The sequence below is a fragment of the Psychrobacter sp. T6-4 genome (assembly GCF_052258425.1).
Classification (GTDB): domain Bacteria; phylum Pseudomonadota; class Gammaproteobacteria; order Pseudomonadales; family Moraxellaceae; genus Psychrobacter.
Map to the genome: position 1 here is coordinate 59,397 of NZ_JBQQEZ010000002.1, position 24,003 is coordinate 83,399.

At 44.8% G+C, this 24,003-nt stretch carries 21 protein-coding genes; 9 read left to right on the forward strand and 12 right to left on the reverse strand.

Features of this window, described 5'->3' with window-relative positions; all coding sequences use genetic code 11:
* Nucleotides 1-42: 42 nt before the first annotated feature.
* The 3 genes from ACTXGE_RS02030 to ACTXGE_RS02040 form a co-directional block, all read right to left on the reverse strand.
* Nucleotides 43-2,091 (reverse strand): propionate--CoA ligase, encoded by a 2,049-nt coding sequence (locus ACTXGE_RS02030; protein WP_443541542.1) that lies wholly within the window; start codon nt 2,089-2,091, stop codon nt 43-45.
* A gap of 225 nt (nt 2,092-2,316) precedes the next feature.
* The gene (locus ACTXGE_RS02035) at nt 2,317-3,987 is read right to left on the reverse strand and encodes a fatty acid--CoA ligase (protein WP_443541544.1); all 1,671 of its coding nucleotides are present in this window, start codon (nt 3,985-3,987) and stop codon (nt 2,317-2,319) included.
* Nucleotides 3,988-4,149: 162 nt separating this feature from the next.
* Entirely contained in the window at nt 4,150-5,583 is a 1,434-nt protein-coding gene (locus ACTXGE_RS02040) for an MFS transporter (RefSeq protein WP_435950870.1), read from the reverse strand.
* A 91-nt stretch (nt 5,584-5,674) separates the two neighbouring features.
* Between ACTXGE_RS02040 and ACTXGE_RS02045 the strand changes: the two genes are divergently transcribed.
* The 3 genes from ACTXGE_RS02045 to ACTXGE_RS02055 all read left to right on the forward strand — a co-directional run bounded on the left by ACTXGE_RS02045 (nt 5,675) and on the right by ACTXGE_RS02055 (nt 8,373).
* Nucleotides 5,675-6,625, forward strand: coding sequence for a dienelactone hydrolase family protein (locus tag ACTXGE_RS02045; RefSeq protein WP_443541546.1), 951 nt, complete (start codon nt 5,675-5,677; stop codon nt 6,623-6,625).
* A gap of 71 nt (nt 6,626-6,696) precedes the next feature.
* Nucleotides 6,697-7,440, forward strand: a complete 744-nt coding sequence (locus ACTXGE_RS02050; protein WP_443541548.1) for a hypothetical protein — start codon at nt 6,697-6,699, stop codon at nt 7,438-7,440.
* A 186-nt stretch (nt 7,441-7,626) separates the two neighbouring features.
* The gene (locus tag ACTXGE_RS02055) at nt 7,627-8,373 is read left to right on the forward strand and encodes a hypothetical protein (RefSeq protein WP_317199328.1); all 747 of its coding nucleotides are present in this window, start codon (nt 7,627-7,629) and stop codon (nt 8,371-8,373) included.
* Nucleotides 8,374-8,470: 97 nt separating this feature from the next.
* Here ACTXGE_RS02055 and ACTXGE_RS02060 read toward each other — a convergent pair whose 3' ends face one another.
* The 4 genes from ACTXGE_RS02060 to ACTXGE_RS02075 form a co-directional block, all read right to left on the reverse strand.
* On the reverse strand, nt 8,471-8,977 hold the full coding sequence (locus tag ACTXGE_RS02060) for an Rrf2 family transcriptional regulator (protein WP_443541723.1): 507 nt from the start codon (nt 8,975-8,977) through the stop codon (nt 8,471-8,473).
* A 72-nt stretch (nt 8,978-9,049) separates the two neighbouring features.
* Nucleotides 9,050-10,303 (reverse strand): NnrS family protein, encoded by a 1,254-nt coding sequence (locus tag ACTXGE_RS02065; RefSeq protein WP_443541550.1) that lies wholly within the window; start codon nt 10,301-10,303, stop codon nt 9,050-9,052.
* Between the two features lie 142 nt (nt 10,304-10,445).
* On the reverse strand, nt 10,446-10,883 hold the full coding sequence (locus tag ACTXGE_RS02070; RefSeq protein WP_443541551.1) for a DUF3429 domain-containing protein: 438 nt from the start codon (nt 10,881-10,883) through the stop codon (nt 10,446-10,448).
* A gap of 38 nt (nt 10,884-10,921) precedes the next feature.
* Nucleotides 10,922-12,268, reverse strand: coding sequence for a DASH family cryptochrome (locus ACTXGE_RS02075; protein WP_443541553.1), 1,347 nt, complete (start codon nt 12,266-12,268; stop codon nt 10,922-10,924).
* A 154-nt stretch (nt 12,269-12,422) separates the two neighbouring features.
* Between ACTXGE_RS02075 and ACTXGE_RS02080 the strand changes: the two genes are divergently transcribed.
* Nucleotides 12,423-12,653, forward strand: a complete 231-nt coding sequence (locus tag ACTXGE_RS02080; protein ID WP_317199324.1) for a hypothetical protein — start codon at nt 12,423-12,425, stop codon at nt 12,651-12,653.
* A 91-nt stretch (nt 12,654-12,744) separates the two neighbouring features.
* On the opposite strand, the gene ACTXGE_RS02085 is transcribed toward ACTXGE_RS02080, so the two are convergent.
* Nucleotides 12,745-14,229, reverse strand: a complete 1,485-nt coding sequence (locus ACTXGE_RS02085; RefSeq protein ID WP_443541555.1) for an aldehyde dehydrogenase family protein — start codon at nt 14,227-14,229, stop codon at nt 12,745-12,747.
* Nucleotides 14,230-14,452: 223 nt separating this feature from the next.
* On the opposite strand from ACTXGE_RS02085, the gene ACTXGE_RS02090 reads away from it, so the two are divergent.
* The 5 genes from ACTXGE_RS02090 to ACTXGE_RS02110 all read left to right on the forward strand — a co-directional run bounded on the left by ACTXGE_RS02090 (nt 14,453) and on the right by ACTXGE_RS02110 (nt 19,117).
* Entirely contained in the window at nt 14,453-15,091 is a 639-nt protein-coding gene (locus ACTXGE_RS02090) for a TetR/AcrR family transcriptional regulator (protein WP_443541557.1), read from the forward strand.
* A gap of 194 nt (nt 15,092-15,285) precedes the next feature.
* Nucleotides 15,286-16,503 carry an iron-containing alcohol dehydrogenase gene (locus ACTXGE_RS02095; protein ID WP_443541559.1) on the forward strand — a complete coding sequence of 406 codons (1,218 nt, stop codon included), beginning with the start codon at nt 15,286-15,288 and terminating at the stop codon, nt 16,501-16,503.
* Between the two features lie 100 nt (nt 16,504-16,603).
* Entirely contained in the window at nt 16,604-17,653 is a 1,050-nt protein-coding gene (locus ACTXGE_RS02100) for an NADP-dependent oxidoreductase (RefSeq protein ID WP_443541560.1), read from the forward strand.
* A 95-nt stretch (nt 17,654-17,748) separates the two neighbouring features.
* A complete protein-coding gene (locus ACTXGE_RS02105; protein WP_435950856.1) occupies nt 17,749-18,426 on the forward strand; it encodes a type 1 glutamine amidotransferase domain-containing protein in 678 nt (225 codons plus the stop codon).
* A gap of 61 nt (nt 18,427-18,487) precedes the next feature.
* On the forward strand, nt 18,488-19,117 hold the full coding sequence (locus tag ACTXGE_RS02110; RefSeq protein ID WP_443541562.1) for a glutathione S-transferase family protein: 630 nt from the start codon (nt 18,488-18,490) through the stop codon (nt 19,115-19,117).
* Nucleotides 19,118-19,219: 102 nt separating this feature from the next.
* Here ACTXGE_RS02110 and ACTXGE_RS02115 read toward each other — a convergent pair whose 3' ends face one another.
* The 4 genes from ACTXGE_RS02115 to glmM all read right to left on the reverse strand — a co-directional run bounded on the left by ACTXGE_RS02115 (nt 19,220) and on the right by glmM (nt 23,957).
* Complete coding sequence (locus ACTXGE_RS02115; protein WP_443541564.1) at nt 19,220-20,563, reverse strand: D-arabinono-1,4-lactone oxidase; 1,344 nt, start codon at nt 20,561-20,563, stop codon at nt 19,220-19,222.
* Complete coding sequence (locus tag ACTXGE_RS02120; RefSeq protein ID WP_443541566.1) at nt 20,551-21,729, reverse strand: alanine racemase; 1,179 nt, start codon at nt 21,727-21,729, stop codon at nt 20,551-20,553. The genes ACTXGE_RS02115 and ACTXGE_RS02120 overlap by 13 nt, the downstream gene beginning before the upstream one ends.
* A 187-nt stretch (nt 21,730-21,916) precedes the next feature.
* A complete protein-coding gene (pdxH, locus tag ACTXGE_RS02125; RefSeq protein ID WP_435951027.1) occupies nt 21,917-22,561 on the reverse strand; it encodes a pyridoxamine 5'-phosphate oxidase in 645 nt (214 codons plus the stop codon).
* Nucleotides 22,562-22,595: 34 nt separating this feature from the next.
* Nucleotides 22,596-23,957, reverse strand: a complete 1,362-nt coding sequence (gene glmM / locus ACTXGE_RS02130) for a phosphoglucosamine mutase (RefSeq protein ID WP_443541568.1) — start codon at nt 23,955-23,957, stop codon at nt 22,596-22,598.
* Nucleotides 23,958-24,003 lie beyond the last annotated feature (46 nt).

Genomic DNA, 24,003 nt, shown 5'->3' on the forward strand with positions numbered 1-24,003 from the left:
TTAGCTAAGCCATTACTGATGCTGTGACAATAGATAGCGCAATCAATAATCTTTCATAGACTGCTTAACTGCGTCGATTGCAGGCGGGTTGTCAAGTGTCGACATATCTCCTGTCGGTTTATTCTCTGCAAGCGCTCGTATAGCACGGCGCAATATCTTGCCTGAGCGCGTCTTAGGTAATGCTTGCGGGAAGTATACGGCGGCAGGTCTTGCGATACCGCCAAGTGATTTGACAACAGCACCGATGACTTGCTGCTCTAACCGAAAACGGCTTTCGGTCGATTCGGTTAAGCTATGGTCTTTTATGACGCAAAAGGCAATAGGCAGCTCGCCCTTTAGCTCATCATGGATGCCAACCACAGCGCACTCAATCATCTCAGGATGAGTGCTGATCGCCTCTTCAATCTCTTGAGTGCCGATACGGTGACCTGCGACGTTGATGACATCATCGGTGCGACCTAGGATATAAAAGTACCCATCCTCGTCTGCTACCGCGTAATCTGAGGTGGAGTACTCCTTTCCATTAAACAGATTAAAGTAGCTACTGACAAAACGCTTGTCATTTTGCCAAACCGTCGTCAAGCAGCCGGGCGGTAGCGGCGCACTAATCGCGAGTAAACCCTTCTCTCCTGCAGCGCAAGGCTCACCTGTTTCTTCGTTGATAATATGCGCATTGTAGCCATACATGGGATAACCCGGCGAGCCTTTTTTGTGCGGCTTGTGATCGAATTTTGGCGTATGACAGAGGATAGGCCAACCTGACTCGGTTTGCCAGTAATGATCTAAAATCGGAACCCCTAAATGCTTGCTTAACCAATCGGCAGTAGAGTCATCAAGCGGCTCACCTGCTAAAAAGAAGGACTTAATGCTTGAGACATCGTAGCGCGTCATCCACGTCTCATCTTGTTTTTTGAGCATACGTACGCCTGTGGGCGCAGTAAATAGAATATTGACTTTATTGGCTTCAACGATACGCCACCAGATACCAGGATTGGGACGATGCGGTAGACCCTCGTACATCACGCTACTCATGCCAGCAAGCAATGGCGCATATATAGTATACGAGTGCCCTGCAGCCCAGCCGATATCCGATATGGTCCAAAAGGTCTCGCCCGCTTTGCCATCATAGATATAATCGATAGAGGTGGTAAGCGCGACCGCATGACCGCCTGTGTCGCGCTGTACCCCTTTGGGTGTCCCTGTAGTGCCAGAGGTATAGAGTAAGTACGACGGCTCATTGGACTCAAGCCATACAGGATCGACGATAGCATTAGCCTGACAGCTGATGCGGCGCTCGGTGGCGTAATCGACGTCTATGGACTGCGCTTCAAACGGCAGTATGCCGCGACTCACGACCAAGACATGATTAGGCTTGTGAATCGCTTGCTCGACGCCTTGATTCACTAAGTTTTTATAATTGATAACTTTACCACCACGCAGACCGGCGTCAACGGTGATGAGCATTTTTGCCTCAGCATCATCCATACGTATCGCTAAGTTATGCGCAGCAAAACCGCCAAACACTACCGAATGTATCGCGCCGATACGAGTACAAGCTAGCATGGCATAAGCGGCCTCCAATATCATCGGCATATAAATGATAACCCGATCGCCTTTGCCGATACCATGACGCTGCAACACATCCGCAAAATAATTGACCTCTTTATATAGATCATTGTAGGTCAAGCGGCGTTTGGTGTAATCGGTATAGAATTCAACATTGTTACCCAAGTCGCTAAAGGCTTGCTCCACATTTGGGTAAGTCTCCATCAGCTCTTGGTTAATTTCTGACGAGAGCCAAATAAAAGCGTCTTGCTCAGCGCGGTCTTCTAGGTGACGATCGACACAGTTGTAGCATAGATTGGTCTCGCCGCCGACGAACCATTGGGTAAAAGGCAAATTGCTATCATCTAAGATCTGCTCAGGCTCTTTATGCCAGTAAATGCGCTTTGCTTGCTCAGCCCAAAACTGACTGGGATTATCGATGGAGTTTTTGTAGACGTCAGCAAAAGTTAGCTTAGTATCTATAGCGCTAGAGACTTGAGCGCTAGAGGCTTGCTGAGAGGTTGTAGGAGTGTCTTGCTCATTCATAATGCTATCCTTAGCTTAGAGAAAGAAATTTATTGTCATAACTATAACTTTGTTTTAAAAGAACTATAGAGTAATACTTTAACGATCTATGTTATTTATTAAATTGATCATTATTTTAATCATAAAAATAGAAAAACCGATACGTTATGTATCGGTTTAAAATGTAGCAGAGCCATCTACAAAGGTCAACTCTCAAATATAAAGACTACAATAAGGTTAAAATCATCAGATACCTGTCTGATCAGCGTATTGCTCACGCATGAGTTTTTTATCATGTTTACCCACTGAGGTTTTAGGTAAATCATCTACAAACTTAAACTCGCTAGGGATACCATATTTTGGAATGATACCGCGTTCCACCGCTTGCTCGGCCACTGCTTTGATATCGTCACTACTGGTGTCTTTGGCATCAGGTTTGAGGACGATTAGTGCCATCGGACGCTCGCCCCACTGCTTATCTCGTACGCCAATGACCGACACATCAGCGACTGCAGGGTGCAAGGATAAAATTGTCTCAATCTCAAGCGATGATATCCACTCGCCGCCAGATTTGATGACGTCTTTTAGACGATCGGTTATAGTGATATAGCCATCATTTCGCATATAGGCGATATCTTGAGTGTGCATATAACCGTTTTCCCACAGCTCCGTACCTGCGTCATCATTTTTAAAGTAGCTTTGCGTCAGCCAAGGCGCGCGTAGTACCAGCTCGCCAGTCTTGTCTTTGCCTGTACCAACCGATTGGTTGCTCTCGCTCCATACCTGAGCATCCACCATGAGCACAGGCTTACCTGCCATGCAGCGGCGCGCGACGTCTTCATCCTCATTCATCTCAGGCTCGTCCAGGCTAAATTCGGTCAAACTAATTAGCGGCGCGGTCTCCGACATCCCGTAGCCTGTGTAGACTTCGATATCTTGTGCTAGAGCAGATTTTGCTAGACCTTCAGTGAGCTTTGAGCCACCGATGATCATCTTGAGACCATTAAAGCTAGCGTTACGCTCTTGCGCCTCGCCCAGTACCATTTGCAAAATAGTCGGCACGCAGTGAGTGATACTGACCTTTTCATTGATAATTAAATCCAGCAGCATATCAGGGGCATAACGACCCGGATAGACTTGTTTGAGTCCGACCATGGTTGCAGTAAACGGAAAACCCCAAGCATGCACATGGAACATCGGCGTCATTGGCATATAGACATCGCCGTAACTGACGCCTTGCTTATCAGGTAGCATACCGAGCGTTGCCGCCTCTGCCATGCTGTGTAACACCAGCTGACGATGACTAAAAAATACGCCTTTAGGGTCACCTGTCGTGCCTGAGGTATAAAAGGTGGTAGCAATAGTGTTTTCATCGAAATCTGGAAAGTCAAACTCTTGGCTTGCCGTCTCAAGCAGTGACTCGTACTCGCCTGCGACGCGGCTTTGATTGTCACCAAATACGCCCTCGACGGTCATGCCGTTGTCATCGAGCCAGATGATATGCTCGATACTTGAGTTTTCGAACTGATAGTCTTTGACTAGCGCTGCAAATTCAGAATTCACCATGAGCACTTTGGGTTTGGCATGGTTGATGGTGTACAGCACTTTTTCAGGAGACAGGCGTACGTTGACCGTTTGTAGAACATACTCAGACATCGGTATCGCAAAATAAGACTCAAGATAGCGATGCGTGTCCCAGTCCATAACTGCGATAACATCGCCTGCCTTAAGGTTGAGATCAGCAAGCACATTTGCTAGGCGATTGATACGCGCAAACAGATCGGCATAAGTCATACGCGCCTTGTCAGCGTAGATAATCTCTTGGTCTTGTGAGACGGTCTTGGCGCGGTTTAACAGCTGTTTGATGATAAGTGGATAGTCGTAGGCTAAAGGGGCGCTATTATAATGATTTGACATAGATGAGACATCCTTGTTGTTTTAATACAAAAGTGATAGGTGGATTAAATGGTTCAAACTAGAGACTAGTTATTATAAAAGTCAGTTATTACAAAAATCAGGTTTAATATCATGCTATGAAAAAACTTAGTTGATGTAAAGGCAGCTTGCGTAAACATGTTTTTAGTTATGTGAAGCGCTACGCACAGGCGCTTTGGTTTTGACCATACCAAATATAGCGACAAGTAACCCAAGTAGTTGCACAAATAACAACAGCCAGACAGTACTCGACCATCGACCACTAGCATATGCCAAGCCGCACAGCCATGCGCCCAATGTCCCGCCAGCATAGTAGCTCATATAATATAGCCCTGATGCTAGTGAGCGACCTTGTTTTACATTGACCGCAATGTAGCTTATCGTCGCTGACTGAGTTATAAATACCCCTGTTGACATGATTGCTAAGCCAACGATAATGCCCCAAAGCGGTGATAATAATGTCAATAGCACTCCTATCATAGAAGCGACAACCGCTACTCGCACCGTTCGCGCCGCGCCAAAGCGTCGTAACAAAGTAGTAGATATAGGTGTGACGATGACGCCTATCAGATACACCGTGAATATATTGGCAAGCTCACTACTACTGAGCGCATAGGGATAATCTGCCAAGTATAGGTTGATAAAGGTAAAACAGCCAACCAAAGAGAAGAGTACGCAAGCGCCAAGCATACAAGCGGTGACTACGTAACGGTCTGTCATATGCGCTGCTAACGTTTGCATAGCGGAGCGAAACTTTGGGTTAGCGACGAACTGACGCGAGGCAGGTAGCATTTTGCCTACCCATAGCGCACCAGTCAGGGTCACGAGTGCCATCGAATAATAGGCGGCGCGCCAGCCGATCATCTCATCTAAATGCCCCAATACAAATCGGCCCATAAAGCCGCCAAGCACTGAGCCTGAGACGTAAAAAGACATCAGCTCCGCCATAGCGCGGCTCTCAAACTCTTCACCGATGTAGGCGATAATCACCACGGTGATGCCAGGTACAGACAATCCTTGCATAAATCGCCATGCGCCCATCCATTCAATACTAGGGCTTTGCGCGATTAATGCTGTTGGTATCGCTAAAAATAACAGAGCCCCAACGATAAGTGATTTGCGCCCAATCGCATCAGAGAGCATACCCAAAAAAGGCGACATGATCGCGATCGCCAAAACGGTAGCGCCAACCACCATGCCAAGCTGTACCTCACTTGCACCAAACTCAATCATAAGAACCGGCAAGATGGCTTGGATGGAATACACTTGCAAAAATGCAAAGACTCCGATAAGCCCAATCGTCAGCTTTAGAATCAGTGACGGCGAGTCTGATTGCGGATTTAATGGTGACTCAATGCGCTTAGAATTATCTTGCAGCTGGATATCATGACGAGTTTGATTCACGCGAGCACTCAAATTGTTATCGATAATAAAGGACTTGCTAGTTGAATCGCCAACAAGGAATAGGGTGAGAATATAGAGCCGTAGCGAGACTTTTACAGCCAATGCTATAAGCGCGCCATAGTAGCATAGTGCAAGCTTTGCTCGTGTGAGCTCACGTATTAAAGACGTAAGCATCTCAGCACTACAAAAGTATGTCTGTTATTATTTTGCTTAATAAAATGATATGTGCGCCCAAAACCGTGCAGCCCTTACTAAGAACGCTCAAATGATTACATACTCGCTCAAGCTTAAAGCCACCATTTTAGTAGCGGCTTTTGTTTGCACTATGACCGCTTATACTCAAAGTCCAATGGACGCTGAGCTCAATCTAATGGATGTTGAGCCTAGTCCAATGGACGCTAAGCTTAAGTCATCGATTGCAGGATCAGCTGCTTGTATTGCTGATAGTGAGATCAGCGCGGATAACATGACGCAGACTCGAGGCAACGGCCCTTTTACGGTGATGACCAAACGTGTACCGCGCAAGCGTGCACAAGGTTTTGGCGGCGGTACGATTCACTATCCGATTGATGCCAATGGTTGCGGGCCTTTGGCGGCGATTGCCGTTGTACCCGGTTACGTGTCTTATGAGTCCTCTATTAAATGGTGGGGACCGCGTCTGGCGTCTTGGGGCTTTGTTGTTATTACTATCAATACGCATTCTATCTACGACAAACCCGACAGCCGAGCTGATCAGTTAAGCGCCGCGCTTGATCATGTTATTGCTGATAGTACAGTAGGATCGATAATAGACCCTAATCGCTTAGGTGCTATCGGCTGGTCAATGGGCGGCGGCGGGACGCTAAAACTAGCAGGCGAGCGTGATGCCATTCGCGCTATTATTCCTGCAGCGCCTTATTATGATAAGGACTACGGCACAATAAAGACGCCTACCCTAATTATCGCTTGTCAAAATGACCGTATCGCCCGTAATGAGAAATATACTAATATTTTTTATAACCATGCGGCGGGGCCTAAGATGAAAATCGAGGTCAATAACGCCAGTCATTTTTGTCCCAGCTACCGCTTTAACGAGAAACTACTGAGCACACCTAGTATCGCTTGGATGCAGCGCTATCTAAACAATGATAAGCGTTTTAATCAGTTTTTATGCGGCAATAAGGACTACAGTCTAAGCCCTCGCATCTCAGCTTATGATTATGCACAGTGCTTGTAATTTTGTAGCGCTAGTAAACAAATACAATTTGTAAGTAGCAATACCCACACACAATTTAAGGAGCACTATTTATGAAAGATCAAATACACGACTTAGGCGCAGGATTTTGGAGCATTCGCGGCTCGTTTGTCAGAAGCGGCATCATCGACATAGGCAATCAGACCTCGTTAATACAGCTAGCATCAGGGAAGTTTATTTTTTTAGACAGCTATACCTTAACTGGTGAGGTACGCGAGCAAGTCATGGCGCTCACTAACGATGGCGCAGACGTTGAAGCCGTATTAAACGTGCATCCCTTTCATACTGTGCACTGTGAGCAGATGGCAAAAGATTTTCCGCAGGCAACGTTTTATGGCAGTAGCCGCCATCCTGAACAAGCGCCCAAAGTCGACTGGTCAGAGGACTTGGTTGAAAGTGATGCGGTGGCCAAACGCTATCCTGAGCTAAAATTTTCTGTACCCAAGGGCATTCACTACATTGCTCCTGATGATAGCGTTCATGCCAGCTCGTTACTTGTCTTTCACCCTGCTAGTCAAACGATACATGTGGATGATACTTTTGAGATCCCGCCGTCAAAGCGTTTTAATGAGGTACAAGCTGACTTAGACTTTCATCCAACGACTATCAAAGCGCTCAAAGAGGAGCCTGACGCAGGCAAACAGTATGGCGATTGGGTAGCGCAGCTCGCTCGCGACTGGCGCGAGGTGCGTAACTTTTGCGGCGCGCACTCAGGTTTAGTCGTTTTTGAAGACGGTCAATTTGAGTCGGCACTCCTAGCGACCTTAGAGAGAGCTCGACCAGAGCTTGAGGGCTAATAGCTAAGCTTTATACTTAATAATCAAAAAGACTATCATTATCGATGGTCTTTTTAATCACTAGGGCGTGACTTCTCTACAAACTCATATCTTTTCTATAACAGACTTGTCATTTAGAGTCAGTCATACTCTCCAAACAATTTTTGGTAATGATTTTTAAAATTCATATATAAAGGAGCAAACCGTATGTCAGATAAAATAATCGATTTAGGCGCAGGATTTTGGAACATTAGAGGCAGCTTTCGGATTGGCGGCGTGCTGAACATTGGTACTCAGTGCTCACTCATTAAGCTTGAGTCAGGACGCTTTATCTTTTTGGACAGTTATACCTTAACCGAAGAGGTACGCGAGCAAGTCATGGCGCTGACTAACAAAGGCGCAGATGTCGAGGCTGTTTTAAACTTGCATCCGTTCCATACCATACACTGCGAGCGTATGGCAAAAGACTTTCCGCAAGCGATATTTTATGGCAGTAGCCGCCATAGCAAACAAGTCCCTGAGATCAATTGGAGCGAGGATTTAGTCGAGAGCGATGCCGTCGCACAGCGTTACCCTGAGCTCAAGTTCTCTATGCCGCGCGGTATCGATTATATCTCAGCCAATGAGATGATCCATGCAGGCTCCTTACTCGCCTATCATCCTGCCAGTCAAAGCTTGCATGTCGATGACACTTTTATGAGTCCACCGCACAAGTTATTGGAGGGGATACTGCCAGAGCTTATGCTACATCCAACCACCAAAAAAGCACTCAAAGATGAGCCTGATGCAGGCAAGCAGTTCTGTGATTGGGCAACCGATATTGCTCACGAGTGGCGCGATGTCAGCAACTTTTGTGCGGCACATTCAAACTTGATTAAGTTTGAGGTGGGCGGTTTTGAAAAAGCATTATTAAAGGCAGTAAGCAAAGCCCGCCCTAAGCTTGAAAAGGCGTAACTAATATAAGTTAAATACCAAAAAAAGAGAGCTATCAATATGGGAGCTCTCTTTTTTATGAGTACTAGGTTATAAAGTGATTAAAATTTAAAGAGTCTCAAAACAATAAAGTCGCAAGCTTATCTTTATTGATAATAATATCTGCCAAAGTATATTTTTCAAGAACCGTAATAAACGCCGTTAATGCTTCAAAAAACACCCCTTTGAGCTCGCATACTGGCGTAATCACGCAGCCTACAGATTTATCGACCTCTTCATTGATAAGGGTGATTGGCAAACCTGTCGTGCGCGGCTCTCTATTATCACTGTTGGCTGGCGTAGCAAAGCACTCGACTAACTCAAAATCAGGCTCTATCTGTTTAATCAACAGCCCTAAATTAATGTCTTTAGGCGCGGCAGCCAGCTTGATTCCGCCGTTTTTACCGCGCACGCTTTCTATATAACCCATCTGTCCTAGCTTATGAATAATTTTGGTCAAATGGCTTTTAGAAATATCATAGCTGCCGGCGATATCACTGATGTTGGTAAGCACATCAGGCTCAGACTTGACTGCTAAATAAATCAAAGAGCGCAGCGCATAATCACTATAGTTGGTCAGTCGCATCATGTATCCTACTAAATGTTACCAGTCTTATTGTTCAAACATCATTGCTCAAACCTTATTGTTCAAACCTTGTTACCCAAATAACCCATCAGGTCTAGGACGAGCAAGCATGGGTAGATAACTTATGCAAAATAGCACAAAGCAGGCAATCCACGCGCTTTGAGCGATCATAATCCAGAGCAGATAATGACTCATATCCGTAAGCGGTAATAGTACTCGGCTCACAAATACCAGTACCATCAGACCATACATGATAGGCACAGTTTTGGGCGGCTGATGAATATTGCGTCCCGTATGCCCAAGCGCTACCCGCGTCATCATCGCTACCGTCATCATACCAACCCCTGCAATCGCAAGGCCATGCATCGCAATACTATGCGCGTACCCAAGCCAAGGCTGCAATGCGTACAACAAAAAACTCAAACACATACCCGTAAAGGCAATATATAACGACCAGAGCAATGGCTTTTGCCAAATCCCGCGGTGATACCAACCGATTAGACGTACGATATTGACCACTGCCACACCAAGCGCGGTGACCGTCAGCAAGTACTTGTTAGGATAAAATACATCCACGATAAAAAAGGCTAAAAAGAATAAAAGACTGGCGATATCTTGCACTTTGCTATTACGTAAGGCGACAGTTTCTTTAGTGCCCTTATCATTGGTCACGCTCAGACCACGCTCGATAAAAAAAGGCACCACGCGCCGACCTATGGTCAACACCAAACCGATAATTAAGTAAAACCCTAAGTAGACCCCTACTCTAGTCGTATTCATGTCTGCACTGATAATACCCCAATAACACAAGGCGTTGCCCAAGGTTAATAGCGCCAGTTTAGCTAAAATACCCATTTGCTTGTACTGCTTGACTTGCAGTACGGCTCGAAAAATTGCGTAAGCCATCAAAATCATAAACAATAAATCAAACACAGCGCCGACATATAACAACGATATACTCGTGCCCGCCATTGTCATACCCAGGCCAAAGGCAAGCCAGCACAAACGTGCCAGCAACCAACAGCTAAAGATACTGAGCAGCTGGTAGCCATGCGGCATCATCACCCCTGTCCAAGTCTTGACCGCTGTCAGCAAAAACCCCGCAACCACTGCTAAAGCATAGCCATAAATCATTTCGTGACCGTGCCAATACAGCGGATTTAGAACCTGCGCATCGATATCGGTATGACCGGTGAACACAAATGACCATAGCATCATCATCACTACGGCAAACACCGCTGCTGCACTAAAGAAAATGCGAAAGCTCAAATTCAGAATAGGATGAGGCGAGCTTGGTGGCTTGCTAGGTAAGTTGATAGATTGCATAACTGTCTGCTTAAAATGAAGTTTATAGAATTATCTTCAAAGATTCATTTTAAATGAATGTTATAAAGTAAACAACGGTGTATCGTCGCTTATTTGAGATTTATCCTCCTTGCCTTAGCAAGGTTTAGCTCTTAATGACTCCTTATAATTGTAGCGCCGACAGCACTAAAGAGATCACTACTATTAATGTCACGTATTTTCTAACTTTTAGATAATTAGCAGTGATAATTTGAGCATCTCTTAAACCATAGTCAATGACCAATAAAGCGATAAATGCGCTGATCAGTAACCAGATAAATCCAACACTCGATAAGGTTAAGAACCCTAGCCACAAGAGCAGCGCGATAATATTGCTAAATATAGGCAATCGAACTGCCCAAGGGTTATTATCTAGCAGACTTACATGATTGCCCCAATGCGCACCTGCCATAAAAGAGGCGATGACAAGTCCATAAGCGGATAGAATCTCGGCAGTCGTACCAAGCGCGATGACCGCATCGATACCCAAAGTAATCATGATGGCACAAGCGATAAATGGGATCGTACCTGCAAAAGTAAGATAAGGACTAGGCTTTTTCATAATTGATACTTGTAAGTTATTTGCACGAATAAAACTATTTAAGACAACCATTTATCCATAAACACGCCATCTGGATCGTGCTGCTGCGTTTGTTTTTTTAGATTGAACTGACGACAGCCTCTAGGATCAGCGCCAACACCAGCTAGGTACTGCCAATTGCCCCAGTTACTGCTGACGTCATAGTCGATCAGCTGCTGCTCAAAATAGGTCGCACCATAGCGCCAATCTAGTCCCAACTCATGAATAAAAGCGCTGGCAACCAGCTGGCGACCTCGATTGGACATGTAACCGGTGCTATTTAGCTGCTTCATACAGGCGTTGATAATCGGATACTTGGTCTCGCCATTTTGCCACTGCTCAAAGCGCTGTTTATTGTGACGATTAGACGGCGATTGCTGGGTGATACCTTTAAATAAAAACAAATCCTTGTCATGAATGACGCCATACCAATAAAAATACTCGCGCCATAACAGCTCAAACCATATCCAATAGGTTGAGTCATTAGCGACCACTTCTTGCTCATACTGACGCAAACGGTTTAATAGAACCTTGACCGACAAACTCCCATTGGCAAGCCATGGCGAGAACTTGGTTGAATGACCCCAAGTATCAAGAGCATTACGTGTAACCTTATAATCACTTGGCGCATCTGACTCAAAGTAGACGTTTAAGTGCGCTAATGCTTGCCCTTCTCCGCCTTTAAAGTTCGGCTCTAACTGCACAGAGTCATCAAAGGTTTTGGGCTCAAAGACATAATCGCTACTACTTAGTGTTTTAGGTACAGGCGGTAATCTAGCAGGCGTTTGACTGATTACAAGATCCTTATGAGCACTTAATAAATCATGCTCGTACTCTACTTTTTTGCGAAATTGAGTAAAGCTTTTGGGTAGCTCTTTGGTTGGCATAGACTTAAAAAGCGTCGCGGTTGATTCGCAGTGCCATTTGATATGAGGGTATCTATCTTGCAGAGCCTTATAAGCTAAGTTCTGAGCATAATCTGCGCTGTCACTGACACAAATATCGCTCACTTGCTGCGTTTCAATAAGCTCGGACAATGGCGTAGCACTTGAATCTTGATGAACACTTTCTTCGTTTAGATATAGCAGTCTATTGCCTAAATCTTGAAGCGATGCATCCAAATCTGCCAAACTCTCCGTCAAAAATTGCTGGCGCGCCAAACCCTTCTTAGCAAAGTGATAAGCCTGTCCCCAGTTTGGCGTTACGCTGTCAGCGAGTTTCGATGCGTAAGCGAGCAGTAAACATCCATTATCAGCTAATCTGGCAGCAGTACACAAAGTTTGATTGTCATATACTCGCAAATCATTATGAAACAGCATTAATACGACTTTATTATCTGACTCATCCCTTGCCTGCTCGTTTGTCATACTTATCCTTTAGTATTCAAATATCTCTTTTTAATTACTATAATAGTAAAATCAAAAAACACCGTATAAGGCATGTGAATTGTTGCAATTTTTTACCTAAGTATTGACTAAAAAGAGCGCGAGTGATTAGATGATGGATACCTAGGAGAATGACATGAACGAAGACAGTGATCCTGTAAAAAAACGCAAAATAGTCAATCGCTTCTTGCAACAATTAACCCGCGATGAACCACAAATGTATTATGCAACCACCTCTGAGATTGCCCGTAGTATCCATTTGATGATAAAAGAGCACACCAATCGCCTCTCTGTTGAAGAGCAAGCTTTGGTACGCCGAATGACTATGAAAGATATTGAGGTTATGCTAGGTTTTACTTTAAAGTAGCCCTAAAGCAAAAAAGACCGCTATCGTAGCGGTCTCTTTATTTGAATATAGTAAAGTTTAACGATAAAGCAATCAGTACCTAAAAGTGCTTTCAAAACGGATAATCGCGCGGCTCATGCTGAACTGATATCCAGTGCAACGTAGTGAACTCTTCTAGTATCCACTCCCCATTAAAACGACCAAGACCCGAATTTTTCTCACCGCCAAAGGGCGCATTGCTCTCATCGTTTACCGTAATGTCGTTGATGTGAGTCATGCCAGCTTTGATACCACGCGCAAATCGCAGACCTTTTTGCATATCTTCGGTGAATACAGCGCTTGATAGGCCGTACTCAGTATCGTTGGCAAGTGCTAGTGCCTCGTCCTCGTCTTTGGCACGTATGATACCTACGAGTGGTCCAAATATTTCATTACGGAACAGATCCATATCAGCCGTGACCTCAGTAAACACATGAGGCGGCACCAGTTGACCCTCAATCTCGCCACTGATGATCAGGTTAGCGCCTTCATCGACCGCTTTCGCGATTTTATCCTGTAACGACTCGAGCTGGTCTTTATTAATAATAGGACCAATAGCTGTATCTTCACTATTAGGATCACCCACCTTTAACGTTTTGGCATGCTCAGTAAAACGCGAGACGAAGTCATCATAAATGGCGTCTTCAACGATGATACGGTTGATGGCAATACAGATCTGCCCTTGATGTAAAAATTTACCAAAGACCGCCGCTTTTACCGCGTTATCTAGGTTGGCGTCTTTGAGCACCACAAATGGATTATTACCGCCCAATTCTAGCGCTACTTTTTTGAGATATTTACCACTACTTGCCAGCTCGCCGATATGCTTGCCTACAGGCGTCGAGCCTGTAAATGATACAAGTCTTGGTACATCATGAGTGACCACAGCATCGCCAATCTCACTACCTGCGCCGACAACGACATTGAGCAAACCTTTAGGTAACCCTGCTTCTTCAAATATCTTGGCAAGTAACAAGCCGCCTGTGACTGGTGTATCGCTTGCTGGTTTGAGCACAACTGCGTTACCAAGCGCAATAGCAGGTGCAATCGAGCGCTGGGTTAAATGAAACGGAAAGTTCCAAGGACTAATTACCGCTATAACGCCGATAGGCTGTCGATAGACGAAGCTTTCTTTACCAGGAATTTTGGATGGGCGAGTCTCACCATGCACACGATTTGGCATCGTGGCGGCCTCTAGAGTGATAGCACGCGCAGTCCCAAACTCTACCATCGCTTTGATACGGGTGCTGCCCGACTCCTTGATAAGCCAATCAACGATCTCATCTTGGCGCTGATCAAGCACTTCAACGACTTTGTATAGTAGCCCTGCACGCTCAGCTGGCGTCTTTTTCGCCCATTCAACTTGCGCTTTGCTTGCCGCTTGATAAGCCTCATCAAGTTGATCTTCTGTCGCCTGCTGGATCTCTACCAAAGTCTCACCATTAAAAGGGTTAGTATCGGTATTGACACTATTATCTTGACCCTCGATCCATTCTCCAGCAATGAATTGACGGTCAAAATCGCCATAAATATTCTGCGTATTATTATTGTTTGACATATAAATCCTTATTTAAGTAATTGTTTTAAAAGACTAGCATCAGATAAACATCTATTCTTATCAACTCATATACTATATCGATTGAATCTAATTTGCTAGACGACTGGTCTAATGGTATCATAAGGGATTTAAAAATAAGAATAATTCTATATCCAATACTGTTGAAAAAACGTAACGCTTTCTTATTCTTTGCTTATACCACTTTATGGAGGACATATATTTTATGTCTACAATTAACACGCAACCAAATAATAAACTGTCAACAACTACCTCCAAAGCAAAATCAGTAGATACCAAGGATCATCTGTTAGAGATTGGCTATCAGATACTTGCAAAGAAGGGCTTTAGCGCAGTTGGTATCAAGCAGATATTAGATACCGCAGGCGTACCCAAAGGCTCTTTTTATCATTATTTTGCCTCAAAAGAAGCCTTTGGTGAAGCGATTATCAGCCATTACTTTGAAAACTATAAAGTGCGTCTTGATACTATTGGCGCTTTAGATAATAACGCTCAGCAAAAGCTTTATGATTATTTTCAAGGGTGGTATGACACGCAGCAAAATGGCTGCGATCACGAAAAATGCTTGGTCGTAAAGCTCAGCGCAGAAGTCGCTGATATATCAGAACCTATGCGCATTGCGTTAAACGCAGGCTATCAGCAGACTATTACATGGCTGGCAGAGCAGATTAAAGCAGGCTGGAGTGATGGTTCAGTACCAAAGCCTGATAACATTGCAGCTGAGAGTATGGCCAAGCGCTGGTACTTTGCTTGGATTGGCGCGAGCCTCGTTGCCAAGATCAGTCAGACCAATACGCCACTGGCAGAAGTATGGCAAATGACTACGTCACAACTGGGTCGTTAACGGTACATTCAGTGATCAGTTGACACTTAGTTAAAGTATAAAAGGATTAGACGATATAATTTATTTATGAGAGCGTTTTGTAAAAATTACTAGACGACCGGTCTAATTTATATACAATAGCCATAGTTGAAAAACAACCGTTCTTTCAAATTTAAAATATTTGACAATTTTGTTCGATGTTCCCTAGGAAATTTATGAAAAACTTTCAATATTACAATCCAGTACGTATCGTCTTCGGTGAAGGCCAAATCGAACAATTAGCAGATTTGGTACCCAACGATGCCAAAGTACTCATCACCTATGGTGGCGGTTCAGCTGAACGCACAGGTACTTTAGATGAAGTCAGAAAAGCGTTATCAGCGAGCGGAAATCGCGAAGTCTTTGAGTTCGGTGGTATTGAACCAAACCCAGAATTTAATACTTTGCTTAAAGCCGCTGATATGGTGAATGAGCATAACATTGACTTTCTATTAGCGGTTGGCGGTGGTTCAGTCATAGATGGTAGTAAGTTTGTCGCGCTCGTATCGTCACTCACTGACCAAGATGGCACAGTCTCACGTAAAAAAGCATGGGATGCGCTCACCAGCTACACCAGAAATATCAACTCAGCAATTGATTTGGGCGCAGTACTGACCATTCCAGCAACGGGCTCAGAGATGAATTCAGGCGGCGTGGTCAATCACAGCGAACGTCAAGCCAAACTACCTTTTGGTAATCCACTCGCCTTTCCTAAATTCTCAATTTTAGATCCGACTAAGACGCTCACTCTACCTGAACGTCAGGTAATGAATGGTGTTGCTGATGCCTTTGTCCATGTGATGGAGCAATACCTGACTTATCCAGTCAATGCAAAAGTACAAGATGCCTTCGCTGAGAGCTTACTTAAAATTCTGATTGAAGAAGGCGCAGCGGTTAAAGCTGATCCTGAGAATCTAGAGACCCGTAAGAATATTATGTGGACAGCCACCATGGCACTTAACGGCCTAATTGGCACGGGTGTACCACAAGATTGGACGACACACATGGTGGGTCATGAGCTCACGTCATTACATAGCATTGATCATGCTCGTACCCTTACCATTTTATTGCCATCAGTCTTGCGCGAGCTAAAAAACAGTAAAAAAGACAAATTGCTTCAATACGCGCGTAACGTCTGGGCTATCGATAGCAATACTGATACCAAACAAGACGACGATAGCATCATTGAGACTGCTATTGTTAAGACTGAGAACTTCTTCCGTAGCCTTGGTCTGCCAGTTAGCTTAGCAGACGCTGAACTAGATGAGTCTGCGATTGACCCAGTCATTAAGCAGTTAGAGGCGCATAATATGGTAAAACTGGGCGAACATGGTAACAATGACTTAGAAGTATCACGTCGTATCTTAGAGCGTTCGTTAACCAGCGCCGCTTAGTAGTTATAAACCTAGTAGTCGTAAAAAATATAGTAGCCGTTCATAGTGAGTGGCTACTACTCTAAAATCTTAAAATAATAATGAGCACAAGGAGCACAAAATGAGCTTTGATAAACAACAAAATGATAAAACAAACCGTCAAATTAAATTGGCTAGCCGCCCTCATGGTGAACCAAAAGCTGAAAACTTTGATCTCGTGACTACTGATATACCAACGCCTAATGATAATGAGATGCTACTACGTACTGTCTATTTATCCTTAGACCCGTATATGCGCGGACGTATGAGCGATGCTAAAAGCTACGCTGATCCGCTAGACGTTGGCGACGTCATTGTCGGTGGTACGGTCGCTCAAGTCGTAGAGTCTAACCTTGATAAATTTGCCGTTGGTGATCTGGTGGTATCAAATTCAGGCTGGCAGGATTATAGCGTCAGTGATGGGATAGGCGTACTGAAACTAGATAAAGAAATGGCTAACCCCTCTTATGGTTTAGGTGTGTTGGGTATGCCAGGCTTTACTGGTTATATGGGGTTGACGGATATCGGTAAACCACAAAAAGGTGAGACGCTGGTCGTCGCTGCAGCAACAGGTCCAGTTGGTGCAACGGTTGGTCAAGTTGGTAATCAATATGGCGTACGCACTGTCGGTATCGCTGGTGGTAAAGACAAGTGCGACTTCGCTGTCAATGAATTAGGCTTTGATGTCTGTATTGACCACAAGGCGGACGATTTTGCCGAGCAACTAAAAGCTGCTTGCCCAGATGGTATCGATATCTATTATGAAAACGTCGGTGGTAAAGTATTTGACGCAGTCCTACCTTTATTAAATGCTCATGCTCGTATTCCAGTATGTGGTCTGGTCTCACAATACAACGCCACTGAACTACCTGACGGAAAAGATCGTTTGGGTCTATTATTCCGCCATGTACTAAGCAATCGCTTAACAATTAAAGGCTTTATCATTCACGAAGAATACGGTGACCACTTCCCCGAGTTCCTCAAAACGATGAGCAAATGGGTAGAGTCAGGCGCTGTAAAGACCAAAGAATACGTCGCTGAGGGTCTAGATGAGGCTCCAAATGCCTTTGTACGCATGTTAAATGGCGAGAACTTTGGTAAAACCGTCGTCAAAGTAGCTGACGTTGAGTAACTTACGCAACGTAGACTATGTTAAAAAATCAAATGAGCAAAAAAGTGCTATGTTAAGTAGCACTTAGTTAAACAACAAACAATCTAAGGATAACTATGAATATTTTAATGGTACTCACTTCACATGATGAATTAGGCGATACAGGTAAAAAAACGGGATTTTGGTTAGAAGAATTTGCCGCTCCTTATTATGCTTTTCTTGATGCAGGTGCAGACGTTACGCTAGCCTCGCCAGCGGGTGGTCAGCCGCCGCTAGATCCAGGTAGTGATACGCCCGATAATCAAACTAAAGATACTAAGCGTTTTAAAGATGATAAAGAGGCACAAGAGCATCTTGCTAACACCAAAAAACTGGCTGACGTAAAAGCACAAGACTTTGATACTGTATTTTATCCAGGCGGTCATGGCCCATTATGGGATTTGGCAGTTGATAAAGATTCTATCGATTTAATCGAAACTTTTGTCAAGCAAGATAAGCCAGTTGCCTTTGTCTGTCATTCTCCTGCTGCACTCAAAAACGTCAAGGTTGATGGCGAGTACTTAGTGAAAGGTAAAACGGTAACGGGCTTTACCAACACGGAAGAAGACGCAGTTGGTCTAACCGATGTCGTGCCCTTCTTAGTAGAAGATGCGCTAAAAGCCAACGGCGGCAACTATGAAAAAGCAGCTGATTGGGAATCGTTTGTGGTCGAAGACGGTCTTCTTATTACAGGTCAGAACCCAGCGTCATCAGAAGAAGCCGCTAAACGTCTGATTACCAAACTTCAGGGTTAGACTTCGTTTTTGATTCATCTGTACAAAATTAAAAGCTCAACACTATTAAAAGGTTAACACTATGATTCGCTTACATCATCTTAATCGCTCGCGCTCTTTGCGTATTCTTTGGCTACTTGAAGAGCTCGGCGAGCCTTACGAAGTGATAAGTTATCAGCGCGATGCCAAGACCAACCTTGCGCCCGATAGTTTAAAATCAGTTCATCCGCTTGGCAAATCGCCGGTTATCGAAATCGATGGTGAAGTGGTCACAGAGTCTGGTGCCATCACTGAGTTGTTAATTGAGCGTTTTGCGCCTGAGCGTTTGCGCCCTGCAACAGATAGCAGTGATTATGGTCGCTATCTTGAGTGGATTAATTTTGCCGAAAGCTCGCTGATGGTGCCTTTGTTGCTTGAGTTGTTTACGACAAAGGCAGGTATCACCGATAGCAAGTTCTTAAATGGTTACATTGCAGCTGAGAAACACAAGCTGCTTGGCTACCTAAATGACGAAGTTAAAGGCAAAGCGTTTATCGTTGGCAATAAGCTCTCTGGCGCTGATTTTATGTTGTCGTTTGATTTAATTATGCTAGCAAAAAATGATGAGTTAGATGACTATCCGCATATCAAAGACTACGCGATGCAATTAGCGAGCTTAGATAGCTATCAGCGTACAATGCGCTTAGAAGCCAATTATGATGAGTCAAAGTAATAGTCATAGCAAACAGTAATTTAGCGTAAGTCATTAAATAAAAGCGATCTGTCATAGATCGCTTTTTTTATTTTGCAATTTAGTTCTGTAGATTAAAATCATTTAAGAAGAGGCATGACCCAAGAATTTTTGTTCAAGCCAGCGATTCATAAATACATTGTCTGGATCATATTCATGGCGAATCTGCAAAAACTGATCAAGTTTGGGGTATAAATGTTGTAGCTCAACATGACTAAGCTTATTGACTTTACCCCAATGCGGACGACCCTGCCACTTTTTCATATACTCGTATAGCCAGTCAAATAAAGGCTCAGAGTCCATCCCTTTGTAGACGTGAAAGGACAGTACCGCACAGTCCTCACCTTGAGTTGCGCTTAGCATGCCAGTCTCACCCTTATGGGTGCGCACCTCTATCGGAAAGTGCGAGCCTTTATTGTCCTTGAGCAATATATCGTTGATTTCAGTGATACATGCCTCAAAATCTGAGAGGGCAATAAAATATTCTGACTCGTTAAATTTGACCCCGCGCGGTGTTGGAAACACTTCATAGCTATAGCCCTCACGCTTGGTATTTGGAATAGAGCTTGCTGATATTTGACTCACCTTTTGCGTGAGTGACGGTTTCATCCTTGCCAGCTCACATAGCACATAAAAAGCGCCATTAAGGGTGACCGCGCTATCAAATTTATCTTTGAGCTTTTGCGTACTGCTCATCGGTTTTGGCTCTATGACTGACAAGGTTTTTTGCTGCAATTTATTGGTGCCTGGAAACAAAAACCATTCTAAATGCCGATGAGCATGCGCCGTATCATCGAACCTTGCCAACCCCTCTTCAAAATCAAGCACTTCGTTGCGTTCTTGCAGCCCATATAAGTCCACGACTTTTAGCGTTAATTTAGTAAAGACGCCTAGCATACCAAGGCTAGCATGGAGGGCATTGCCTAGCTCATCTGTTTGTGGATTACCGCGCTGATGAGTGTGCACCTCCCCTGTGCCATCGACCCACTCCCAAGCCACGACCTGATTGGCGATAGAGCCAAGGGTCAGCCCTGTACCATGCGTCGCCGTACTAGCAGCGCCTGCGATGGTCTGTGCTTGCACATCCCCCATATTCTCTAGTGCCAGACCATGCTGTTTTAAAGCCTTGCCAATCTCGTATAGATAGGTTCCTGCGTGCATAGTTGCGAGCTTGGCCTCAGTATCTACCGAGATAAGCCCGCGCATATTGTGCAGACTGATAGCAATCTCTTCAGGTTTGGCGCAGCCACTAAAGGAATGCGCCGCACCCGTCACTCTGACGCGCTTATTATTGCGCCTTGCGCTTTTGATAATATCTTGTAACTCTGCAACCGAAGATGGCGCAAGCTTTTGCTCAGGCTCTGCTGTGACGTAACCCACCCAGTTTTGCCAGTTACTATTGCCGTGCCACTGCCTTAATGAAAACATTTGCCCTCTCCGCGGTAGGTGGTCATCAACTGTACTGCGTCATCACTGTAGCAAATAAGCGTATTGAAATGCTCACATAGCTCGCCGGCTTTGGCATGACGGCACCAGACCGCGTCACCAATGTTGATATTCTTTGCAAGTGGTTTCTCTACTCTCATAGGGGTTTGCACCTCGCCGAACCCTTCCTCTTCTCGTATGGTTAGACCAGGTGGATAATGCACCACAGGCGCTTTATCTACTCCTGTTGCACCAGAGGCAATAAAGCCGCCGCCATGACAAGTAACAACTCCTTTTTCAGGCTGGCGCGTGACTGGCAGTACAAATCCTGCTGCTGGCTGAAAGCCGCCCATACTCTCCATATAATCAAAATACGCCGGCTTATAATAGGCTGAGCCTACGGTGATTTCGGTAATTTCAGGCTGGCTTGCGGTAAAGTCGATACTACCACTACCACCGCCATTGACAAGCGCTAGCGGATAGCCTTGCTTTTTTAACCACTTGACGATTGAGCCGCGGCGCTGGATGACTTGCTTTTTTGAGCGTTTTTTGAGGAGCTTGATAGCTGGTGTCAATAACGTTTTACCCGGTACATACTCAGCGACGCCTGCAATTTGCGCCTCATAACCCATTGCCGCAACGAGATTCACATGGGCTGATTTTTTGATATGTTTAAGTAAGGCTTTAACCGCCTTTTTAGTCATTAAGGCCGAGCGCTTAGTACCAAAATATAATTTGGGCAGTGACATCGACATATTGATATCGAAGCAGACATCGACCTTGACGCCATGCGATCTAGCTATTTGATTGAGCGCATCAACATGCTCAGGGCGATCCACCATCCATATCATGGTCGCGCCATTTTTAGTGTACTCAAAGGTGTTAGCCACGCTGATCATATCTAGTGCCGGATAAGCACAAAGAATATTGTCAAAGCCATTCTCAAGCAAATAAACTGATTCATCAGCCGCATAGGACATAAGACCAATAAAGTTAGGAGAGTTGTCTTTAATGTAGTTTAGGACATCGATAGAGCGAATAGACTTAGTAGCCAAGCGTAGATTGACCGCTTGGGACTTTTGGTTGACCAGTGCGATATTATGATCAAGGGCGTCCATATCGAGCCAAGCGCTCGGCGCTTTAGGCGCGGTAATACTAGCAAAATCCATTTTGCTCTCCGTATATTTTTATTTACCCATGGCGTTAAATCGTATGCTTTTACAGTTTAAATTAAAAAAATAATAATGCAAAGGATCAACAAAGTTAAGTATAAACCCAAAATAGCCCAAGATTGACTTAGGCTATTTATACTTTTAAACCTTAAGTTATACTTTTAAAACTTAAGCTATTGCGCGTTTACGGCAATAAACGTTTGGTACTCCAATCGGCGTCATCACCTTTAGTATAGACAATACGGTCGTGCATACGATTGGCGCGCCCCTGCCAAAACTCAATCTTTTCAATAGTAATCTCATAACCACCCCAAAACTTGGGCGTAGGCACTTGCACGTTTTCAGGATAATCGGTTTTTAGTTGCTCAAAGCGCTCTTCCATAACCGCACGATTAACTACCTCGCCGCTTTGCGGCTCGCTAACCCATGCCCCAACTTGACTGTCATGCGGACGCTTTTGAAAATAAGCTGCAGATTTATCCGCTGCTATCTTAGCGATAGCGCCACTAATACGCACTTGACGCTCCAGCTCATGCCAAAAAAACAATACCTCAGCATTAGGGTTCTCTTTTATATCCGCGCCCTTAGCGCTCTCGTAGTTGGTATAAAAGATGACGCCTGTGTCAGTAATCTCACGCAGCAAAACGATGCGTACGCTAGGTTTCATATCAGTGCCACAAGTTGCCAAACTCATCGCATAGGGCTCTTGTACCTTTTGTTCAAGTGCTTGACTCATCCATGTTTTGAGTAGCTCAAGTGGCGACGCTGGTATATCGTTTTGATCCAGCTCACCTTTTTCGTAAGATAAACGTTGATCGGTAAAATCCATGCTCATGATTCATCCTTTTTTAGCTGTTTTATAGTTAGCCCAATACGGCTTTGATTTTATCTGCCAAATCGTTTGCCATGACATCGCACTCTATCTCGTCATCAGATTCAACCATGACTCGAATCATAGGCTCAGTACCTGATTGACGAATAAGTAGACGACCGCGGCCCTTGAGCGTTGCACGCGCTTTGTCAAACTCTGCGACCAACTCCTCATATTCAAACGGGTCTTTCATATCAGACAGACGCACATTGACCAGTTTTTGTGGCAGAGAATTAAAGCCATCAGTCAACTCGCTCAATGCTTTGTCTTGCGCTTTCATCACAGCCAAAACTTGCAGACCTGCTATAATAGCATCTCCTGTACGGCTCTTATCTAAACACAAGATATGCCCTGATGGCTCACCGCCGAGTATCCAGCCATTAGCCTCCAAGTCTTGCATGACATAACGGTCACCTACTTTAGCACGGCTAAACGCAATACCATGTTCTTGTAGCGCCAGCTCCAATCCCATGTTGCTCATCAGCGTCCCTGCGACGCCATCAGCTTTATTTTGCGCCTGAGTGGCAAGCACATAAATAATACCGTCGCCGTCTACCAGCTTGCCCTGATCATCGACCATAACGATACGGTCACCATCACCGTCTAGCGCTATACCAACATCTGCGTTGTGATCTATAACCGCCTGTTGCAGCCCTTTAGGATGAGTCGAGCCGCAATCGGCGTTGATGTTCATACCATCAGGCGTATGATGCATTGCAATGACGTTAGCGCCAAGCTCGCGCAATACGCGAGGCGCGACGCTATAACCGGCCCCATTAGCGCAGTCGACGACAACGGTGATATCACTGAGATCATACTGATAAGGAAAGCTGCCTTTACAAAACTCGATATAACGACCTTTAGCATCATTAATACGGCTGGTTTTGCCTAGCTGCGCAGGGTCATGAATAGGCATCGGCACCTCATCATCCGTCTCCATGATCGCTTTCATTTTATCATTGATAGCATCTTGTACCTCATCAGAGAGTTTTTTGCCATCAGCGGAGAATAGCTTGATACCGTTATCATAATAAGGGTTATGTGAGGCAGATATGACTACGCCAGCTGCCGCGTTGAAGCTACGCGTTAAGTGAGCGATACCTGGCGTCGGTAATGGGCCTAGCATATGAACGTCGACGCCCGCGGCATTAAATCCTGCTTGCAATGCTCCTTCAATCACATAGCCTGAGAGCCTTGTGTCTTTACCGATGATCACGCTAGGTCTACGTGCAGGGTTAACATTACCCTCGACCAGCACGCGACCGGTGACATAGCCTAACTTCATAATAAAATCTGGAGTAATGGGCAGTTGTCCAAATTTGCCTCGAATACCATCTGTGCCAAAGTAGCTCATTGCCTTTGTGTCCTTTTTCTTATATTTACGATAACGTACAAGATAT

Bases quoted from the DNA above. Each gene is read 5' to 3' on its own strand.
- ACTXGE_RS02030 (WP_443541542.1), bottom strand. From the start codon at position 2,091: ATGAATGAGCAAGACACTCCTACAACCTCTCAGCAAGCCTCTAGCGCT.
- ACTXGE_RS02035 (WP_443541544.1), bottom strand. From the start codon at position 3,987: ATGTCAAATCATTATAATAGCGCCCCTTTAGCCTACGACTATCCACTT.
- ACTXGE_RS02040 (WP_435950870.1), bottom strand. From the start codon at position 5,583: ATGCTTACGTCTTTAATACGTGAGCTCACACGAGCAAAGCTTGCACTA.
- ACTXGE_RS02045 (WP_443541546.1), top strand. From the start codon at position 5,675: ATGATTACATACTCGCTCAAGCTTAAAGCCACCATTTTAGTAGCGGCT.
- ACTXGE_RS02050 (WP_443541548.1), top strand. From the start codon at position 6,697: ATGAAAGATCAAATACACGACTTAGGCGCAGGATTTTGGAGCATTCGC.
- ACTXGE_RS02055 (WP_317199328.1), top strand. From the start codon at position 7,627: ATGTCAGATAAAATAATCGATTTAGGCGCAGGATTTTGGAACATTAGA.
- ACTXGE_RS02060 (WP_443541723.1), bottom strand. From the start codon at position 8,977: ATGCGACTGACCAACTATAGTGATTATGCGCTGCGCTCTTTGATTTAT.
- ACTXGE_RS02065 (WP_443541550.1), bottom strand. From the start codon at position 10,303: ATGCAATCTATCAACTTACCTAGCAAGCCACCAAGCTCGCCTCATCCT.
- ACTXGE_RS02070 (WP_443541551.1), bottom strand. From the start codon at position 10,883: ATGAAAAAGCCTAGTCCTTATCTTACTTTTGCAGGTACGATCCCATTT.
- ACTXGE_RS02075 (WP_443541553.1), bottom strand. From the start codon at position 12,268: ATGACAAACGAGCAGGCAAGGGATGAGTCAGATAATAAAGTCGTATTA.
- ACTXGE_RS02080 (WP_317199324.1), top strand. From the start codon at position 12,423: ATGAACGAAGACAGTGATCCTGTAAAAAAACGCAAAATAGTCAATCGC.
- ACTXGE_RS02085 (WP_443541555.1), bottom strand. From the start codon at position 14,229: ATGTCAAACAATAATAATACGCAGAATATTTATGGCGATTTTGACCGT.
- ACTXGE_RS02090 (WP_443541557.1), top strand. From the start codon at position 14,453: ATGTCTACAATTAACACGCAACCAAATAATAAACTGTCAACAACTACC.
- ACTXGE_RS02095 (WP_443541559.1), top strand. From the start codon at position 15,286: ATGAAAAACTTTCAATATTACAATCCAGTACGTATCGTCTTCGGTGAA.
- ACTXGE_RS02100 (WP_443541560.1), top strand. From the start codon at position 16,604: ATGAGCTTTGATAAACAACAAAATGATAAAACAAACCGTCAAATTAAA.
- ACTXGE_RS02105 (WP_435950856.1), top strand. From the start codon at position 17,749: ATGAATATTTTAATGGTACTCACTTCACATGATGAATTAGGCGATACA.
- ACTXGE_RS02110 (WP_443541562.1), top strand. From the start codon at position 18,488: ATGATTCGCTTACATCATCTTAATCGCTCGCGCTCTTTGCGTATTCTT.
- ACTXGE_RS02115 (WP_443541564.1), bottom strand. From the start codon at position 20,563: ATGTTTTCATTAAGGCAGTGGCACGGCAATAGTAACTGGCAAAACTGG.
- ACTXGE_RS02120 (WP_443541566.1), bottom strand. From the start codon at position 21,729: ATGGATTTTGCTAGTATTACCGCGCCTAAAGCGCCGAGCGCTTGGCTC.
- pdxH (WP_435951027.1), bottom strand. From the start codon at position 22,561: ATGGATTTTACCGATCAACGTTTATCTTACGAAAAAGGTGAGCTGGAT.
- glmM (WP_443541568.1), bottom strand. From the start codon at position 23,957: ATGAGCTACTTTGGCACAGATGGTATTCGAGGCAAATTTGGACAACTG.